Origin of the sequence: Hyphomicrobium sp. (genome assembly GCF_047600905.1) — a bacterium.
Classification (GTDB): Bacteria; Pseudomonadota; Alphaproteobacteria; order Rhizobiales; family Hyphomicrobiaceae; genus Hyphomicrobium_B.
The window spans coordinates 2,033,725-2,051,249 of sequence record NZ_JASGKD010000001.1; the positions used below are offsets into that span (position 1 = coordinate 2,033,725).

17 protein-coding genes and 1 tRNA gene are annotated in these 17,525 nt (G+C 61.9%); 10 read left to right on the top strand and 8 right to left on the bottom strand.

What is annotated here, in order from left to right; translation table 11 throughout:
- Positions 1-221 precede the first annotated feature (221 nt).
- From QM780_RS09855 to QM780_RS09885, 7 genes are all read left to right on the top strand, one after another.
- Positions 222-1,631, top strand: a complete 1,410-nt coding sequence (locus tag QM780_RS09855) for a M48 family metalloprotease (protein ID WP_415070304.1) — start codon at positions 222-224, stop codon at positions 1,629-1,631.
- Positions 1,632-1,667: 36 nt separating this feature from the next.
- Complete coding sequence (locus QM780_RS09860) at positions 1,668-2,525, top strand: DsbA family protein (RefSeq protein WP_415070305.1); 858 nt, start codon at positions 1,668-1,670, stop codon at positions 2,523-2,525.
- A 163-nt stretch (positions 2,526-2,688) separates the two neighbouring features.
- Positions 2,689-3,144, top strand: coding sequence for a type II 3-dehydroquinate dehydratase (aroQ, locus tag QM780_RS09865; protein WP_415070307.1), 456 nt, complete (start codon positions 2,689-2,691; stop codon positions 3,142-3,144).
- Positions 3,145-3,207: 63 nt separating this feature from the next.
- Entirely contained in the window at positions 3,208-3,696 is a 489-nt protein-coding gene (accB, locus tag QM780_RS09870) for an acetyl-CoA carboxylase biotin carboxyl carrier protein (RefSeq protein WP_415070308.1), read from the top strand.
- Positions 3,697-3,737: 41 nt separating this feature from the next.
- A complete protein-coding gene (gene accC, locus QM780_RS09875; RefSeq protein WP_415070309.1) occupies positions 3,738-5,078 on the top strand; it encodes an acetyl-CoA carboxylase biotin carboxylase subunit in 1,341 nt (446 codons plus the stop codon).
- Positions 5,079-5,138: 60 nt separating this feature from the next.
- The gene (gene aat / locus QM780_RS09880; RefSeq protein WP_415070311.1) at positions 5,139-5,810 is read left to right on the top strand and encodes a leucyl/phenylalanyl-tRNA--protein transferase; all 672 of its coding nucleotides are present in this window, start codon (positions 5,139-5,141) and stop codon (positions 5,808-5,810) included.
- A gap of 147 nt (positions 5,811-5,957) precedes the next feature.
- Entirely contained in the window at positions 5,958-6,203 is a 246-nt protein-coding gene (locus tag QM780_RS09885; protein ID WP_415070312.1) for a hypothetical protein, read from the top strand.
- 58 nt (positions 6,204-6,261) lie between these two features.
- Here the strand turns inward: QM780_RS09885 and QM780_RS09890 are convergent, their stop codons facing one another.
- Together QM780_RS09890 and guaA are read right to left on the bottom strand one after the other, a co-directional pair.
- Complete coding sequence (locus QM780_RS09890; protein ID WP_415070314.1) at positions 6,262-7,557, bottom strand: MFS transporter; 1,296 nt, start codon at positions 7,555-7,557, stop codon at positions 6,262-6,264.
- Complete coding sequence (guaA, locus tag QM780_RS09895; protein WP_415070315.1) at positions 7,548-9,095, bottom strand: glutamine-hydrolyzing GMP synthase; 1,548 nt, start codon at positions 9,093-9,095, stop codon at positions 7,548-7,550. The genes QM780_RS09890 and guaA overlap by 10 nt, the downstream gene beginning before the upstream one ends.
- Positions 9,096-9,255: 160 nt before the next feature.
- Between guaA and QM780_RS09900 the strand changes: the two genes are divergently transcribed.
- Positions 9,256-9,654 carry an SET domain-containing protein gene (locus QM780_RS09900; RefSeq protein ID WP_415070316.1) on the top strand — a complete coding sequence of 133 codons (399 nt, stop codon included), beginning with the start codon at positions 9,256-9,258 and terminating at the stop codon, positions 9,652-9,654.
- Between the two features lie 8 nt (positions 9,655-9,662).
- Here the strand turns inward: QM780_RS09900 and QM780_RS09905 are convergent, their stop codons facing one another.
- The 6 genes from QM780_RS09905 to QM780_RS09930 all read right to left on the bottom strand — a co-directional run bounded on the left by QM780_RS09905 (position 9,663) and on the right by QM780_RS09930 (position 16,221).
- On the bottom strand, positions 9,663-10,250 hold the full coding sequence (locus QM780_RS09905; RefSeq protein WP_415070318.1) for an SET domain-containing protein: 588 nt from the start codon (positions 10,248-10,250) through the stop codon (positions 9,663-9,665).
- 302 nt (positions 10,251-10,552) lie between these two features.
- Positions 10,553-11,845, bottom strand: a complete 1,293-nt coding sequence (locus QM780_RS09910) for an RsmB/NOP family class I SAM-dependent RNA methyltransferase (RefSeq protein ID WP_415070320.1) — start codon at positions 11,843-11,845, stop codon at positions 10,553-10,555.
- A gap of 12 nt (positions 11,846-11,857) precedes the next feature.
- Positions 11,858-12,280, bottom strand: a complete 423-nt coding sequence (locus QM780_RS09915; RefSeq protein WP_415070321.1) for an MAPEG family protein — start codon at positions 12,278-12,280, stop codon at positions 11,858-11,860.
- 44 nt (positions 12,281-12,324) lie between these two features.
- Positions 12,325-13,839 carry an IMP dehydrogenase gene (gene guaB, locus QM780_RS09920; protein ID WP_415070322.1) on the bottom strand — a complete coding sequence of 505 codons (1,515 nt, stop codon included), beginning with the start codon at positions 13,837-13,839 and terminating at the stop codon, positions 12,325-12,327.
- A 322-nt stretch (positions 13,840-14,161) separates the two neighbouring features.
- On the bottom strand, positions 14,162-14,899 hold the full coding sequence (locus QM780_RS09925; protein WP_415070323.1) for an RlmE family RNA methyltransferase: 738 nt from the start codon (positions 14,897-14,899) through the stop codon (positions 14,162-14,164).
- Positions 14,896-16,221, bottom strand: a complete 1,326-nt coding sequence (locus QM780_RS09930) for a Ppx/GppA phosphatase family protein (RefSeq protein WP_415070324.1) — start codon at positions 16,219-16,221, stop codon at positions 14,896-14,898. The genes QM780_RS09925 and QM780_RS09930 overlap by 4 nt, the downstream gene beginning before the upstream one ends.
- A gap of 197 nt (positions 16,222-16,418) precedes the next feature.
- On the opposite strand from QM780_RS09930, the gene QM780_RS09935 reads away from it, so the two are divergent.
- Together QM780_RS09935 and QM780_RS09940 are read left to right on the top strand one after the other, a co-directional pair.
- The gene (locus QM780_RS09935; RefSeq protein WP_415070325.1) at positions 16,419-17,198 is read left to right on the top strand and encodes a M15 family metallopeptidase; all 780 of its coding nucleotides are present in this window, start codon (positions 16,419-16,421) and stop codon (positions 17,196-17,198) included.
- A gap of 168 nt (positions 17,199-17,366) precedes the next feature.
- Positions 17,367-17,440, top strand: a tRNA-Gln gene (locus QM780_RS09940).
- Positions 17,441-17,525 lie beyond the last annotated feature (85 nt).

A 17,525-nucleotide genomic window follows, 5' to 3' on the forward strand; every position in this document is an offset into this window, starting at 1 on the left:
TTGCGGTCCTTTAACTTTGTCATCACGGCGTTGCAGAGCAAAATTTTTGCCGCGCGTTTCCGGCTTGTGAAGGTTCGGCAATGCCAACCGCCACGCTGACGCCCCAAAATAGTGAATGTTCGTAACGTATCGTTGCAACGCATTTGACCCGAGCGGGGGTTGGCGCATAGTTTGACCGTGCGTAGCGTCTCGAAACGCTTGTCGAGATCAGGGCACTGCGAATGCCAATAATTTGGAAGTCGCTTCCGGCGCCTTGGAGCGCCAGACGTTCGGTAATTCTGGCTGCTACGCTCATTGCTTCGCTGATGACGTCGGCTGTCGGCGTGCGCGCCCAAGGACTGCCGCTGATCCGCGACGCCGAAATCGAAGCGCTGCTGCAGGACTATTCGCGACCGATCTTCGAGGTGGCGGGTTTCGGCGGCGGCCGCGTTACCGTTCGCATCATCAACAGCGATACTTTCAACGCCTTCGTGATCGATGGCGCCAACGTGTTCATCAACACCGGAACACTCATGCAGGCCGGTACGCCGAATGAAGTCATCGGCGTCCTCGCGCACGAGAGCGGTCATATCGCCGGCGGCCATATGGCGGCTCTGCGGTCGCGCATCGCCAAGGATCAAACGCGAGCGCTGTTGACGCAAGTTCTCGGCATCGGCGCAATGGTGGCCGGCGGCGTGACCGGCGGAGACGGCGGCCGCGATACAATGCAAGGCGGCGCGGCCCTCCTGCAGGGCGGCAGCAGCGTCATCATGAAGGGACTTCTCGCGGAGCGGCGATCGCAGGAGTCAGCCGCCGATCAGGCGGGCATCAAATATCTCACCGCCACCAAACAGTCGGGCAAAGGCATGCTCGACACGTTCCAGCGCTTTAAGGAACAGGAATATTTATCCGATCAGTTTCAGGATCCGTTTATACGGTCGCACCCGCTGTCGGCTGAGCGGTTGGCGCGGCTGAGCCAGCTCGCAACGACCAGCCCCTATTACAACAATGTCGATCCCCCCTCGCTGCAACTTCGCCACGACCTGATGCGAGCGAAGCTTTCCGGCTATCTCGAAACGCCGGCGGCGGTGTTCAACCGATATCCCGACTCGAACAAGACGCTGCCTGCCCGGTACGCCAGGGCAATCGCGACGTTCTTTCGCGGCGGCGGCGGAGCATTGGAATCGGCGCTGCAGCAAACCGACTCCATGATCCGCGAGAATCCGTCATATCCCTACTTTCATGAGCTTCGGGCAGATTTCCTGATGCGATCCGGGAAGCTCGCGGCGGCGGTACCAAGCCTGCGCCAGGCCCTCAAACTCGCGCCTAACAGCCCGCTGATACGCGTCGAGCTTGCAACCGCGGTACAGAGCCTCAACGGCGAGGACGCCCAAAAAGAAGCTATCGACCTGTTAAGGAAATCCCTGGTTGAAGATCCTGAAAACGGACACGCTTACAGGCTGCTTGCAACCATCTATTACAAGCAGGGACGCGGCCCGGAAGCCGATGCTATGACGGCGCAGGCCTTTTTCAACGAAGGCGACGTTAAGCAGGCGCAGGTTTTTGCCAAAAGGGCGCAGCTTAAACTGCGCTCGGGGTCTCCCGAGTGGCTGAAAAACGACGATATCATCAACTACAAGCCGCAAACCTAAAACGGCTTGAGTTTCACCGAGAGAACGAGATCATCCATGACCCTTCAGTCTCCAGACAGTAATGGCGCCCGCGCGGCCTCGGCCGGCAAAAAGCTTTCCGTTCTCGCGTTCGGATTTGCGTTCCTGGCGTTTGCCGTGCTCGCAGCGTCGCATTTCGGCAATGGCGCTGCGCGCGCCGATACGGTTGCGCCGACAGCCGGAGGAAAAGTCTTCACGGATGAGCAGAAGAAGGCGCTCGGCGACATCATCAAAGACTATCTGGTGAAGAACCCCGAGATCATGTTCGAGATCCAGAATGCGCTCGATGAGAAATCGCAGAAAGAGCAGGACGCGAAGCTGAAAGCCTTCATGGCGACGAACGCCAAAACCATTTACCGCTCGGCTGGGTCATCCGTCGCGGGCGATCCTAACGGCGACGTAACGGTCGTGGAGTTCTTCGACTACAATTGCGGCTACTGCAAACGCGGCCTGCCGGAAGTGCAAAAACTCATCGAGGGCGACAAGAAGGTCCGGTTCGTGTTCAAGGAGCTTCCGATCCTTTCGAAGGGCTCGGAAGAGGCGGCGCGCGTTGCCCTCGCCGCGAAGCTGCAAGGCAAATATTGGGAGTTCCATCAGGCCCTGCTGGGCTCGAAGGCCCAGGCGAACGAGGCGTCCGCCCTGAAGGTCGCGGAGTCCCTCGGCCTCGACATGAATAAGATCAAGGCGGATATGGCGAGCGATGCGGTCAAGAACGAGTTGCAGAGCGATCTTCAGCTCGCCAAGCAACTCGGCGTCAATGGAACGCCGCACTTCCTCGTCGGCGACAAGTCGATCCCCGGGGCGCCGGACGACCTGCACGACCAGCTTGAAGGGTTGGTTTCAGGTTACCGCAAGACCGGCTGCAACATCTGCTGAGACCCGGCCGAAAATAACGAAGTTGGCCAAATATTTAGCGTAGAGATCAGATCCGGGTGCGCGGCCTTCGCCGCGCACTTTGCGCATTCGACGAAAGCTGGTAGACCCAGGGCCTTCGCAACCGGCGCCGGGCCTCAAACCGGTGCCTTAACGGCCTCCAAACATGACTTCCCTCGTTTACGTTCTTAACGGCCCCAACCTCAACATGCTCGGCGTCCGAGAGCCGGAAGTCTACGGCACGGAAACGCTGGATGATTTGCGCGTGCGCACCGAAAAGGCGGCCGAAAGGAACGGGCTCGCAGCCGACTTCCGGCAATCGAACATCGAGGGCGAGATCGTCAACTGGGTACAGGAGGCGCGCGGCAGGGCCAAGGGCATCATCATCAATGCCGGCGGCTATACGCATACCTCCGTCGCCATTCTCGATGCCCTGCAGGCCGTCAGCCTTCCGGTCGTCGAAGTTCACCTTTCGAACATCTTCCGGCGCGACGAGTTTCGTCAGCACTCTTACATTTCGCTGGCGGCGACGGGCGTGATCTGCGGCTTGGGCGCCAAGGGCTACGAACTTGCCATCGAGGCGATGGCAAACATCCTGAACAAATCAACAAGCAAAGCGTGACCTAATCGCCGAAGCTTCGGCTATAAGACGCACGCCAACAAAATTATCGAGGACACGGGACTTATGACCGCAAAAGACCAAGGGCCGAAAGTTGGAAGCGCCGAAGGTCAGATGATCCGCGAGCTCGCCGAGCTTTTGAACGACACTGGCCTCACGGAAATCGAGATCGAGAAAAGCGGGCTCAAGATTCGCGTGGCGAAGAAGATCTCGATCACGGCTGCCGCTCCGCAGGCCTATGTCGCCGCTCCGGCCCCGACTGCCGTGGCAGCGACCGATGCGAAGTCCGCCGCTGCCGCGCCGGGCGATCTGTCGAAGCATCCGGGCGCGGTCAAATCGCCGATGGTCGGGACGGCTTACCGTTCGCCGGAGCCGGGGGCGGCTGCCTTCTGCGAAGTGGGCTCCAAGGTCAATCAGGGCGATACGCTGCTCATCATCGAAGCCATGAAGACGATGAACCAGATCCCGGCCCCGCGCGCGGGAACCGTTAAGGCGATCCTGGTCGAGAACGCGCAACCGGTCGAGTACGGCGAGCCCCTGATCATCATCGAATAGAGCGCACGCTGGAGATGACGGCGAAAGCGCCTGGAGTTCAAATGTTCGACAAAATCCTGATCGCCAACCGAGGAGAAATCGCGCTTCGCGTTCAGCGCGCCTGTCGCGAACTCGGGATTGCGACGGTGGCGGTGCATTCGACCGCGGATGCCGATGCGATGCACGTCCGGCTGGCCGACGAAAGCGTTTGCATCGGGCCGCCGCCCGCGCGGGAAAGCTATCTCAATATTCCGGCGCTCGTGACGGCTTGCGAGATCACCGGCGCCGACGCCGTGCATCCGGGCTACGGCTTCCTCTCGGAGAATGCGCGGTTCGCGGAAATCCTCGAAGAGCACAAGATCACGTTCATCGGCCCGACGTCCGAACACATCCGGATCATGGGCGACAAGATCGAGGCGAAGGAAACCGCCAAGAAGCTCGGCATTCCCGTCGTGCCCGGTTCGGCCGGAGCGGTGACGAGCGAAACCGAGGCGATGAAGGTCGCCAAGGATATGGGCTTTCCGGTGCTCATCAAGGCCGCCGCGGGCGGCGGTGGACGCGGAATGAAAGTCGCGCTGTCGGCCGCCGACCTCGGCATGGCGCTTTCGACGGCGCGTTCGGAGGCGAAGGCGGCGTTCAACGACGATTCCGTCTACATCGAAAAATATCTGCAGAAGCCGCGTCACATCGAAATCCAGGTCTTCGGCGACGGCAAAGGTAACGCGGTACATCTGGGCGAGCGCGACTGCTCGCTGCAGCGGCGACACCAGAAAGTGCTGGAGGAGAGCCCGTCGCCTGCTCTCAATGCGGCTCAACGGCAGAAAATCGGAAGCATCGTTGCCGACGCGATGCGCAAACTCAAATATCGCGGCGCCGGTACGGTCGAGTTCTTGTTCGAGGACGGCGAATTCTACTTCATCGAGATGAACACCCGGTTGCAGGTCGAACATCCCGTGACCGAGATGGTGACGGGAACGGATCTCGTTCTGGAGCAAATCCGCGTCGCCGCCGGGCTGCCGCTGAGTTTCACGCAGGACGACATCGAGCTTAAAGGGCACGCCATCGAGTGCCGCATCAATGCCGAGAATCCAAAGGATTTCAGGCCGTCTCCGGGCCAGATCACCTATTGGCATCCCCCCGGCGGCCTCGGCGTCCGCGTCGACAGCGGCGTTTACCAGGGCTATCGAATTCCGCCCTATTACGACAGCCTCATCGGCAAGCTCATCGTCAGCGGGAAAACACGGAACGACGCGTTGATGCGATTGCGCCGCGCCCTGGCCGAGTTCGTCATTGACGGTATTGAAACCACGATCCCGTTGTTTCAGGATCTCGTGAGAGAGCCTGATATCGTGGATGGAGCCTATGATATTCACTGGCTCGAAAAACACTTGGGGATGAAGTAGACTTTGCCTCTGCGCGACATGTTCCGCGCGCGTCCGAGAGTTCGCTTGGCAAGTGGTGGCATGGCGTCGCGCGACGACCCGATGTTCGAGATTACGCCGCAGGTCCTTCTGAAGGCCTATAGTTGCGGCATCTTTCCGATGGCCGAAAGCGCCGACGACCCGGCGCTTTATTGGATCGAGCCGCAGCAGCGCGGCGTTCTCCCGCTCGATGGGCTGCACGTTCCGAAGCGGCTCCTGCGCACGGTGCGGACGACACCTTACCGGGTCAAAATCGACAGCGATTACGATGGCGTCATCGACGGATGCGCCGCACCGCGTGCGGGCCGGATGTCGACATGGATCAACAGCCGGATCAGAAGCCTTTACCGTGAGCTGTTCGAACTCGGGGCGTGCCATACGGTCGAGGTGTGGAACGGCAATAAGATGGTCGGCGGCCTCTACGGCGTGGCGTTGAAGAGCGCGTTTTTCGGCGAGAGCATGTTTTCGACCGAGCGCGACACGTCAAAGATCGCGCTGGTGCATCTCGCGGCGCGGCTGATCCGCGGCGGCTTCACGTTGCTCGATACGCAGTTCGTCACCGATCACCTGCGCCAGTTCGGCACGATCGAACTCGACCGGATGACATTCCAGCGCGAGTTGGAGCGCGCCTTGAGCAAGGACGCCAATTTCTACGCGCTTCCAAAAGATGCGACGGGCGCCGACGTCGCCGCGATCTTTGCGGAAGATCGCTGAAGCGTCGAGCCAACTCCTCGCCGTGTTCCTGCCGGAACATCGCATGCTCCTGCGAAGTGTCAGTTCTCTTGTCCCCCAGACTTTGCGGTTTGGGCCGCCGACGGAAGTCGCCGGCGGGACAAGAAACCTGATCCAAGGAGATCATGAATGCCCAAAACGTCTTTGATGCTTGCTGCGGCAGCCGGCCTCGCCATGTGGGTGACCGGCGTGTCGTCGGCAAGCGCCAATGGAATGCACATGCACAATCACTTCTTTCATCATCGGCCCGCGCTCGGACTCATCATCGGAAGTGCCGGGTACAGCAGTGGCTGCGGATATCTCTACGACCGGTGGCTCTATACGGGCGACTATTACTGGAGATTCAAATATCGCCGCTGCCTCAGCGGTTGGTGACGGCTTGGCGCCATTGCCGGATCGCCTCGCGGGCGTGAGCTTCGAGGCGATCCGCCGTTCAGCTTAAGTCCAAGCCGACGGGCGCCACGATTCTTCGTCGCGTCATCAGCCAATAGATGGCGGCGCAGACGAATGCGATTGCGCCCGCGAGTACGAATGCGGGCACGAACGAGTTGGTCCGCTGGAGGAGGACGCCGCTCACATAAGGCGCCAGCGCTCCGCCGAGCGAGCCGCCGACGTTCTGGATGGCTTCGAGCGTCGCCACTGTATTTACCGGCGCAATCACGGCAGCGAGCGCCCAGCCGCAGCTTGAAGAAATGTTGGCGGCGAAGAGGCCAAGCGACATAAGCGCAATGGCCACACTCAAGTCATCGGCGAAAACCGCGGCCGCCGTCGCAGCACCTGCCACCAACAGTCCCCAAATCACAGGCAATCGGCAGGCGGCGACGGGGCCCATGCCAAATCGCGCCAGCCGGTCGGAGATGATGCCGCCGGACAAAGCACCGAAGAACCCCGCCGCGAGCGGGATCGCCGACCAGATCCCAGCATTGGCGATGCTCTGGTGGCGCGCGATCTCGAGATATCCCGGCAGCCAGGTGGCGTAGAGCCATGAGATGTAGACGACGCCGAAAAAGCCGAGGAACATTCCCCATGCGGTCGGAAATCGCAGCAGCCAGCCGACCTGCTTCCATCCGACATGTTCGATCGGGGCGCCGTCATCGCGATGGATTTCGGCGAGATCCGCGGCGGGAATAGCGGCAGCCTGCGGAGAACGATAAATGATCGCCCATAGCGCCGCGACGACGAGGCCAGCCAGGCCGGCGATGATGAACATTACGCGCCAGCCGTGCGCGATCATCAGCCACGTCAGGATCGGCGGGGCAAGAGCCGGTGCGAGCGCGGAGGACGAGTTGAATATCGCGATTGGGAGCGCGCGTTTGCGAAGCGGATACCAATCGGCGCAAACTCTGGTCCCGCCGATGTACATCGGGGATTCGCCGAGTCCTAGGGCGACGCGTGCTACGAGGAATTGACGAAAAGACGTCACGACGCCGGCGGCGAGTTGTGCGAACGACCACACGATCATCGCGAAGCCGAGTGATCGGCGAACGCCGAAGCGATCGACCAGAACGCCCGCCGGTATTTGCGCGAAGCCGTAGCTCCAAGCGAACACCGAGAGCAGCAAGCCCATGTCCTCGTAGGACAGGCCGAGTTCGGCGCGGATTTCAGGATTGCCGACGGCGAGCGCCGAGCGGTCGAAATAATTGACGCATCCGGCAAGAACCAGGAGTGCGACGGCGGCCGACCGAAGGCGCCGCGTGCGTGGTGAAGCGTTATCCCGCTCTATTCCCACTCGATCGTGCCGGGAGGCTTTGACGTGACGTCGTAGACGACGCGATTGACGCCCCGGACCTCGTTTATGATGCGGGTGGCGACACGGCCGAGGAAGGCCATGTCGAAGTGGAAGAAGTCGGCCGTCATGCCGTCAACGGACGTCACCGCGCGCAGGCCGAGGACGTGATCGTAGGTGCGACCGTCACCCATGACGCCGACGGTGCGGACAGGCAGCAGAACGGCGAACGCCTGCCAGATTGCATCGTAAAGGCCGGCGCGGCGGATTTCGTCGAGATAGACGGCATCGGCCTTGCGCAGAATGTCGAGCTTCTCGCGCGTGATTTCGCCGGGAATGCGGATCGCCAGGCCGGGGCCTGGGAACGGATGACGGCCGACGAAGGCTTCCGGCAGGCCCAGTTCGCGGCCGAGCGCGCGGACCTCGTCCTTGAAAAGTTCGCGCAGCGGCTCGACGAGCTTCATGTTCATGCGCTCGGGCAGGCCGCCGACGTTGTGGTGCGACTTGATCGTGACCGAGGGGCCGCCGGTAAACGACACGCTTTCGATAACGTCCGGGTAGAGCGTGCCTTGGGCTAAGAATTCCGCGCCGCCGATTTTCTTGGCTTCGGCCTCGAAGACGTCGATGAAGTGCTTGCCGATGGTCTTGCGCTTGGTTTCCGGATCGGAGACATCGCTGAGCGCCGTCAGGAATTGCTCGGAGGCGTCCACGTGCACGAGCGGGATGTTGTAGTGATCGCGGAACAGGCCGACGACTTCGTCTGCCTCGCCGAGCCGCATCAGACCGTGATCGACGAACACGCAGGTCAGCTGATCGCCGATCGCCTCGTGGATCAGCACGGCCGCCACGGCGCTGTCGACGCCGCCGGACAGACCGCAGATGACGCGGCCCTTGCCGACCTGCTTTTGGATCTTGGCGATCATCTCGCGGCGGTAGGCCGACATCGTCCAGTCGGATTTGAGACCGGCGATGTTGTGAACGAAATTGGCGATCAGCTTGGCGCCGTCGGGCGTGTGCACGACCTCGGGGTGAAACTGGACGGCATAGAAGCCGCGCTCCTCGTCGGCGACGGCGGCGAAAGGAGCGTTGTCGCTGGTTCCGATGATCTCGAAGCCGTCCGGAAGCCGCGTGACGCGGTCACCGTGGCTCATCCAAACCTGATATCGCTCTCCTGGAGCCCAGACGCCTTCGAATAAAGGGCTTCGTTTCGCGATCGACAGGAAGGCGCGGCCGAACTCGCGGTCGTGACCGCTTTCGACCTTGCCGCCGAGCTGTTCGGCCATGGTCTGCTGGCCGTAACAGATGCCAAGCACGGGGACGCCAGCGGCGAAAACGGCATCGGGGGCGCGGGGCGAGGCAATCTCGGTTACGGATGCCGGCCCTCCGGAGAGGATCACAGCCTTTGGCTTCAGCCTATGGAACGCCTCGGCGGCATTCTGGAACGGGTGGATTTCCGAATAGACGCCCGCCTCCCGCACGCGCCGTGCGATAAGCTGCGTCACCTGGCTTCCGAAATCGATGATGAGAACGGCGTCGGTCAAAGTTCGCGGGACCCTTTCTTCAGGGCCTTCCCCTACGCGAAGTCGGCGCCGGCTGCAATGTTGCCTGCTGCGGCAGGCGCGCCGTGTATGGAGAGGCCGTCTTGGAAGCCCTGGGCCCTTGAGTTAAGCATCGGGCGAGAAAAGAGAAGGTGACGCCGGCATGCTCATGGTCAAGACGCGGCTCGGATTGAGCGATATCGCGGGAATCGGCCTTTTTGCCGCCGAGGACATTCCGAAGGGGGCCGTGACGTGGCGATTCATGGGCGATTTCGATCGGCTTTTGACGGCAGCTGAGATCGACAGGCTCCCGGAACCGGCGCGGTCCGATCTACTCAACCACGTCTATCTCAATGCTGCGAGCGGGCGTTTCGTGCTCTGCGCGGATAACGCCCGCTTCATGAATCATGCGGACGATCCCAATACGGAAGGCGTGCACGAACCAGGCGCCATCGAAGGATATGACATCGCCACGCGCGATATTCAGGCGGGTGAAGAGATGACGTGCGACTACCGCACATTCGATGCGCACGTTGATGTGAAGCTCGGGAGCGGCAAGTAGCCCGCCTACTATTCTCCGGGCACCAAGACCGGCTCGGCGCCCGACTTGCGGAGCACGCGCCGGCGCTTCGCCGCCAGCGAGCGCAGTGCCTGAATCGCCAAGATGCGGCGCTGGAGGTAGGGCGAGAAATATCCAGCGTACCGGCGCCAAAGGTCCGTCCGCATCCAGTCCTGACCCGACACGTGCCCACGACAATGCGGCGAGCCGCACGAGCACGTGAACTCATCGTAGGGCGAGCCGTCGCTCATGGCGTAATCGTAGGTGATCTCTTCGCCGGGCGAGATATCGCGCATCGCCACCAGCGTGATTTGGCCGGACAAACCGGAGTTCGGATCACAGCAATGGTTGACGTAATCCGGCGGTTCGCAGTCCGACAGCGAAACCAGATACTGGTTTTCCTCGACCTGAAGGGAATATCGCTTCACGGACGAGGGCATTTCATTCAGTTCCTCGCCGCTCACGAGCTTGCCGCTCCAGACCACGATCAGCTCGCCTTTGGCGATGGCTTCGCGCGCAACGACGGTGTGGCCGCCGCGGTCGGGAGTCGGATGGACTTCGCATTTCGGAGAGAGGAAGGAGTGGGGCCTACCGCTCATTCATTGACCTCAATTGGCCTCACGAGCGTGGGCGGAGTGCCGCAATAAAATGCTTCCCATGGCACCTGTCCCTCGATCTGCCGCGAGCCAGCGGCAAACGCCTGATGAGATAGTTTGATGACGCGTGATGTCAACGATGAAATATGGGCATTTACGCGAGAGGCCTCGCTCACATTTTGTGTCTGAGCGTAACGAGGCAAGAGAAAAATTCCGGCGCAACGCGGTGTGCTGATGAAATCGCGCGCTGCGCAAAACCACGACGCGCGGTGTGTCCGCGAATCTCAATCCACAGAAAGTTTCGATTATGCCTTTCGGCCTAACGCGGCGATGAAGAAGCCGTCGGTGCCATGACGATGCGGCGTCAGCAGAAGGGAGTCCGGGCGGCCGTCGGCGGAAGCGGGCGGCTCCGTTTCGAAAGCCTGCCTCCAGATTTCGGCGGTCGGCATGACGAAGAAATCCGCGTTTTCTTCGAGAAAACGCGAAATCTGGGCGGTGTTTTCCTCGGGCAGGATCGAGCACGTCACATAAAGCAGACGGCCGCCCGGTTTGACGAGACTTGCCGCCCGCTTCAGAACCGACTTCTGTTCGGCCATACGCGCTTTGAGCGCCTCGGGCTTAAGCCGCCATTTGGCATCGGGCCGGCGGCGCCACGTTCCGGTGCCGGTGCAGGGCGCGTCTGCGACGACGACGTCGAAGCGGGGACCGAGGGCATCGACGGCAGCCTCGTCCCCGGCCCGGAGGACCTGGACGTTGCGGACGCCCGCCCGCTTGATGCGTTCGAAGATCGGCTTCAGCTGGTTCCGGTCGGCGTCGTAAGCGTAAATCTGACCCGTGTTCTGCATAAGCGCGGCGAGCGCCAGCGTCTTGCCGCCCGCCCCGGCGCAGAGATCGAGAACCTGCTTGCGTGGGCCGGCGCCCGACAGCAGCGCGGCGATCTGAGAGCCTTCGTCCTGGATTTCGAACCAGCCCGCTTGGAACGCCGCTTCGGCCTGAAGATTCGGCGTGCGCTGCGCGCCGACGGGCGGCGGCACACGGACGCCGATAGGCGAGAGATCACACGGCTCGGCGCCGAAACTCGCAAGCGCCTTCAGGACCTTTTCGCGAGTCGACTTCAGCGTATTGACGCGAAGATCGGCGGGCGCGCGGCGGGCCATCGCTTGGCCTTCGGCGACGGCGTCGGCGCTGAATTGGCTGGAAAAGGACGGCCAGAGCCATTCGGGAATGTCGGCTGCGACCTGATCCGGCGCGTCGTCCAGCGACCGTGTCAGGCCGGATTTTTCCGCCTCCGACAATGGCGAGGGAGCGTGATCGGCACCGTCGCAGGCCGCGATGACGGCATCGGGCGTCAGTCCGAGCGCCGAGGGCGCGGCGCCGATGGCAAGCGCGCGGGGCGTGTCCGCACCCAGCGCCCAGGCTATCGAACCGCGCCGGCGCATGGCGTCATAGACGAGGCCGCCAATGGCGTTGCGGTCGCCGGAACCGGCGAAGCGGTGCGCCTTGCCCCAATCGGTCAAAGCGATGGCGACCGGCTGATAGCGAAGGATGATCGCTTCCAAGACTTCAATCGCCGCGGCGATGCGGGCACCGGCTTTCATCGGGATGACATCTCAGGCGCCGGTAAGGATCTTGATCGCGAAGATGATCCACATCGCAATCAGCACGACAAGGCCGCCGCCGTATATGCGGCCGCGAACTCTGACGTTGTTGTTGGTGGTATGAACGTAGGCGTGGGCGATGCGCAAGATGACGAAGGCCCAGGCCAGCACCAAGAGCAGAATATCGCCGACCTTCGTGATCAGGATGAAGGCGACGAGAACATAAAAGAGTACCGGGAGTTCGAACTGGTTCTTGAACGCATTGGCGCGTTGCGTCGTCTTTGTCGGCCACCGCGGTTCACCGAGAGCGATGTCCTGGGTTCTAACCTCGCCTAGTTGAAAGTTCGAGAGGCGGGAAATCGCCGTCATGACGATGAGAACGAGCGTCAGTCCAACCTGGACGAAAACAGGCAGCAGGAATTCAGTGACCGTCATGATTGGGCCTCGCGGATAGGCGCGCTCGCACTCGTCTCAATAGACTACCGGCCGACGCCCGGATAGTTCGGGCTTTCGCGCGTAATCATGACGCCATGAGCATGGCTTTCCTGAATGCCGGCAGGAGAAATGCGCACGAACTTGGCGCGCTTTTGCATCTCGGGGATGGTCTTAGCGCCGAGATACCCCATGCCGGCGCGAAGGCCGCCGACAAGCTGGTGAACGACGGCTTCCATCGGACCCTTATAGGGGACCTGGCCCTCGATGCCTTCCGGAACGAGCTTCAGCGTATCGCGAACTTCTGCCTGGAAGTAACGATCGGCCGAGCCACGCGCCATCGCGCCGACCGAGCCCATGCCGCGGTAGGACTTGTAGGTGCGGCCCTGGTAGAGATACGTCTCGCCGGGCGCTTCATCGGTGCCAGCTAGAAGCGAACCGATCATCACACAGGACGCGCCTGCGGCGATGGCCTTGGCGATATCGCCGGAAAAGCGGATGCCGCCGTCGGCGATGACGGGAACGCCGTGGCGCGAGGCTTCTTTCGCGCATTCCATGACGGCGGTGAGCTGGGGAACACCAACGCCTGCAACGATACGCGTCGTGCAGATCGAGCCTGGACCGATGCCGACCTTCACGGCGTCGGCGCCGGCGTCGATCAGAGCCTTCGTGGCGTCGGCGGTGGCGACGTTGCCGGCGATGACCTGGGCGCTGTTCGACTGCCGCTTGATGCGGGCAACCGCGTCGATGACTTTCGCGGAATGGCCGTGGGCCGTGTCGACAACGATGACATCGCAACCGGCTGCGATGAGGCGTTCGGTGCGCTCGAAACCATCTTCGCCAACGGTCGTGGCGGCGGCGACGCGAAGCCGACCCTGAGCATCCTTCGATGCGTTCGGATGCTTGGCTGCTTTCTCGATGTCCTTGACGGTGATGAGGCCGATGCAGTTGCCCTGTTCGTCGACGACGATCAGCTTTTCGATGCGGTTCTTGTGCAGAAGCTTCTTGGCATCATCCGGCGCGACGTTGCGCTTGACGGTGACCAGGTTTTCCTTGGTCATGAACTCGGAAACCGGCCGTTCCAGGCTCGTCGCAAAGCGGACGTCGCGGTTGGTCAGGATGCCGACGAGCTTGCCTTTGCCGGCGCTGCCGTCGGGCGCTTCCTTGCCACCTGAAACCACCGGGACGCCGGTGACGCCTTTCTCGGCCATCAGCTTCAGGGCTTCGCCCAGCGATTTGTGGGGGGCGATCGTAACCGGATCGAGGACGATGCCGCTCTCGTAGCGCTTAACCTGCGCAACATGGCGGGCCTGCTCTTCAATCGTCAGATTGCGATGAAGGACACCGATGCCGCCTTCCTGCGCCATGGCGATCGCGAGCCGCGCTTCGGTGACGGTGTCCATTGCCGAGGACAAAAGCGGAATGTTGAGCCTTACGGACTTGGTCAACTGGGTCGCGACGTCGGTCTGGCCCGGCATCACGTCGGAGGGACCCGGCACGAGCAAAACATCGTCGAAGGTAAGTGCGATCGCCGAATCGAGCGCCGATAGGCTCGAAGTCATGCCGACTTCTCCAGATTTTGGGGGGCGACACGTTCAGGCCCCCTGGGGCGGAACATTGTCGCGGGGTCTATATCACCAAGGTTTCGCCGTTGGAAGCGTCCCGTGCCGCGTCAAATGTGGCGGCTGGTAACCAATTCAAGAACGTCGCGAAATCGGCCTGAAGTCGTCATCACGATGTCGCGGAAGTCTGCGAAACAGGCGCCACGGGGTTCATAGCCCCCATAGGTTTTGCCTCTCGAGTCGGGGCCGTCGGCAGGTGGTGGAGCGTTTTCCCTGCCCTCGGCGCGATGGGAAGCAATCCCGGCGACCGGCCTTTCTGGCCTCAGGTCGACCCTCCCTCACCTCGAAATCCGGTTGCCAGCACATAGAGTTCGGAGCTTTCGGCTCGGCTGGCCGGCGGCTTGACGTGGCGCACGGTCTTGAAATCGCGCTTTAGCATGTCGAGCAAATCGCGCTCGGTGCCGCCTTGGAAGACTTTGCAAAGGAAGACGCCACCGGGCTCCAGGACGTCGGCTGCAAACGCGGCGGCAGCTTCGGCCAATCCCATGATGCGGAGGTGATCGGTCTTGGCGTGGCCGACGGTGGGCGCCGCCATATCGGAAAGGACGACGTCGGCGCGGCCGCCACGAAGGCGTGACTTCAATAATTCCTCGGCGCCGGGAGCGGTGAAATCCATCTCGATGATGTCGACACCAGGGATCGGCTCGAAAGCCAGATAGTCGATGGCGACGACCTGGCCCTTGCCGTCTGCCGCCTTGACGCGTTCGGCCGCTTCCTGCGACCAGCCGCCGGGAGCGGCGCCGAGATCGATGACGCGCTGGCCCGGTTTCAAGAAGTGATATCGCGCATCGATCTCGCGAAGCTTGAAAGCCGCACGCGAGCGAAGACCCTCGCGCTTCGATGCCGTGACGTAGGGATCGTTCAGCTGCCGCTCGAGCCAGCGCGCCGACGAGACCGAACGCTTGCGGGCCGTCTTGACCGTGGTTCGAAGCTGACGCTGGCCTCCGCTCAAACTCGAATGGCTGCCGCCGGCGCCGCCTTTGTTGCCTTTGCCGCTCACGATGCCTGGGCTCCCTTCGCGCGCCTGCCGCGTCCACGACGGCGGCGGCCTGCCCTCCACACGCCGTCTTCCATCATCAGGCGCATCAAGATGCCTTCGCGCAGGCCGCGATCGGCGACGCGCAGCCTATCAGACGGCCAAAGCCGCAGAATGGCGTCGAGGATCGCACAACCCGCGAGCACGAGATCGGCGCGTTCGCGACCGATGCACGGCTGCATGATCCGCTCCTCGTAGCTCTGCGCAAGGAGATCCGAAGTGACGTCTTTTATATCTTCGGTGCCGAGCCAGATGCCGTCGACACGTTTCCTGTCGTAACGTTCGAGCCCGAGCATGACGCCAGCGATCGTCGTGACCGTGCCGGAAGTGCCGAGAAAGTGCATCGGCTTGCCCGCCGTGCGTGAGCGAAAGTCATGCTTGGCTTCGAACGGCAGCAATAGTTTGGTCACCGCGTCCGACATGGCAGCGAAGCTTTCGGCCGTCACCTCTCGGCCGCCGAAGCGTTCGGCGAGTGTCACGACGCCGACGGGAAGCGATTCCCAAGCGACGATGGCGTCGTCGACGTCGCCACGTCCGGTCAAAACGTCCTGCCTCACGCCGAGGCGCGTCATGTCGAGCCAGATGATCTCGGATGAGCCGCCGCCGATGTCGAATACGAGCACGTAATCGGTGGCCGGATCGATCAGCGTGGCGCAACCGGCGACTGCAAGATGCGCCTCGATCTCCGGGGTGAGGATTTCAATATCGAGATTGAAGTTGTTCCTGACCCGATCGACAAACGCCGGACCGTTGGCGGCGACGCGGCATGCCTGGGTGGCAACGAGCCGTGTCCGCGAGACGCTGTGGCGCTGCAATTTGCCGGCGCAAACTTTCAACGCCTCCATCGTGCGATCCATCGCAAGTTCCGAAAGTCGGCCGGTTTGGCTGACGCCTTCGCCCAAGCGAATAATGCGCGAGAAGGCATCGACCACGCGAAAGCCGCGACGCGAGGGCCGGGCCAGCAGCAGACGGCAATTGTTGGTTCCAAGGTCGAGCGCGCCGTAAATCTTCTCTCCGCCCAAATGGCTGAGCCCATTCGAGAACGGCGCCGCGTCTTGGCTCCGGTATCTCCCAGTCGAGCTGCCGTCTCCGTTCGGGCGCGACGCAGTCCTGTCTGAAACCTGTGTCGATGCTGCTGCGCCGTGAAGGAGTTGCTGCCCGGTATCGCGGCCGTGATGCGACTGTGAAAGATCGCTCAAATCGGCGGGATCAGTGATCCCATCATCGGACTTATCCGGGGGGCCCGCCGCGTCACACGCGTCAGGCCCGGAGTTTTCGGGCGTCAAATTTTCTCTCCAGGACCTGGTACGACAGCAGCTCGCCGCGAAGCGCCGCGCTCTTCAGGCCATTGATCTGGACCTCAGTTGGAGGGAAGTGTATCAGGTCGCGCCCGCCCGTAAAGCTCTTGTGGATGCTTAACATCGCACCGAGCGTAAAAGCCTCAACTCGCATCCGGTCCGCAAGCGCGCGGCGCCTGGTTGGCTTGAGTTTTCTGGCGTTTGCAGCGTTGGGCCCGGGACCCGTTGCCGGTCCTTGTGTTGCTGATGGTCTGCAAAATGCCGACATCGCCGCACGTCTCAAGGCCGGCTATCCCGATTATGTCGCGGGCCTTGATGGTGACGACTTGATTTTCAAGGACGGGACGAGGCTCCCGCTCGGAGACGGCCAGCCAAAGGCGTTCGAAGCATGGCTTGCGCATCCGAGCATCAAGGACATGTTCCGGCTTCCCTATCCGCAAGGCGAAGCCGCGACACCGCCGACGCCCGATTTTGATCCGGGCCGGGCGCGCAACGAAGCTTTCTTCACGAAGGTTTACGGTGACTGCCGGAAGCCAGGGTTCGCTGACTCTTTGACGGCCATCATCTGGTTGCCGCGAAAATCCGGGCAGCGAATCATGATCTCGAAACGCAACGGCGTCGCCGAGCACCTAGAGGCCGTGAGCCGCGAACTCGATGCGCTTCCGAAAGCTTTCGACATTTATCTCGTTCCCTCCGCGGGAGGCTATCTCTGCCGGACGATCGCGGGCACGACGCAGCGCTCCGGTCACGGCTACGGGATTGCGATCGACATTGCGACGAAGCATTCGAATTATTGGCGGTGGGCCAAAGGAGGTCCGAATGCGGAACCCGTCTACCGAAATGAAATCCCTCGCGAGATCGTCGACGTTTTTGAGAAGCACGGCTTCATCTGGGGTGGACGCTGGTACCACTTCGACACGATGCATTTCGAGTACCGGCCTGAGCTTCTCGGGGCCGGCCGGTAAGACGCGCCGCTTGGATTGGCGACGCCTCCCTTCGAGGCAGGCTACCCGCTGCCGCATCGTCATTTTTGGGGGGCCGGATGCGGGACTTTGGCCTGAGCTTGCGAATGCGGGTCGCTGCTGCTATGACGCGCGCTCCCGGCGGCCGCTTGGCTCGCCTGATCCCGGCTTTGGGGGATCGTCTAATGGTAGGACTGCAGACTCTGACTCTGCCTGTCTAGGTTCGAATCCTAGTCCCCCAGCCAGCGACTAAGTTATTGAAATCGCTGCATATTATGCGATTTCTGTACGCGGAATTTCGCCGCAAAATCCGCGGCTTGTCAACCCACA

Coding starts and splice junctions, on each gene's coding strand:
- accC (WP_415070309.1), top strand. CDS start 3,738: ATGTTCGACAAAATCCTGATCGCCAACCGAGGAGAAATCGCGCTTCGC.
- QM780_RS09905 (WP_415070318.1), bottom strand. CDS start 10,250: ATGAGCGGTAGGCCCCACTCCTTCCTCTCTCCGAAATGCGAAGTCCAT.
- QM780_RS09860 (WP_415070305.1), top strand. CDS start 1,668: ATGACCCTTCAGTCTCCAGACAGTAATGGCGCCCGCGCGGCCTCGGCC.
- guaB (WP_415070322.1), bottom strand. CDS start 13,839: ATGACTTCGAGCCTATCGGCGCTCGATTCGGCGATCGCACTTACCTTC.
- accB (WP_415070308.1), top strand. CDS start 3,208: ATGACCGCAAAAGACCAAGGGCCGAAAGTTGGAAGCGCCGAAGGTCAG.
- aat (WP_415070311.1), top strand. CDS start 5,139: ATGGCGTCGCGCGACGACCCGATGTTCGAGATTACGCCGCAGGTCCTT.
- QM780_RS09885 (WP_415070312.1), top strand. CDS start 5,958: ATGCCCAAAACGTCTTTGATGCTTGCTGCGGCAGCCGGCCTCGCCATG.
- QM780_RS09855 (WP_415070304.1), top strand. CDS start 222: ATGCCAATAATTTGGAAGTCGCTTCCGGCGCCTTGGAGCGCCAGACGT.
- aroQ (WP_415070307.1), top strand. CDS start 2,689: ATGACTTCCCTCGTTTACGTTCTTAACGGCCCCAACCTCAACATGCTC.
- QM780_RS09910 (WP_415070320.1), bottom strand. CDS start 11,845: ATGAAAGCCGGTGCCCGCATCGCCGCGGCGATTGAAGTCTTGGAAGCG.
- QM780_RS09900 (WP_415070316.1), top strand. CDS start 9,256: ATGCTCATGGTCAAGACGCGGCTCGGATTGAGCGATATCGCGGGAATC.
- QM780_RS09915 (WP_415070321.1), bottom strand. CDS start 12,280: ATGACGGTCACTGAATTCCTGCTGCCTGTTTTCGTCCAGGTTGGACTG.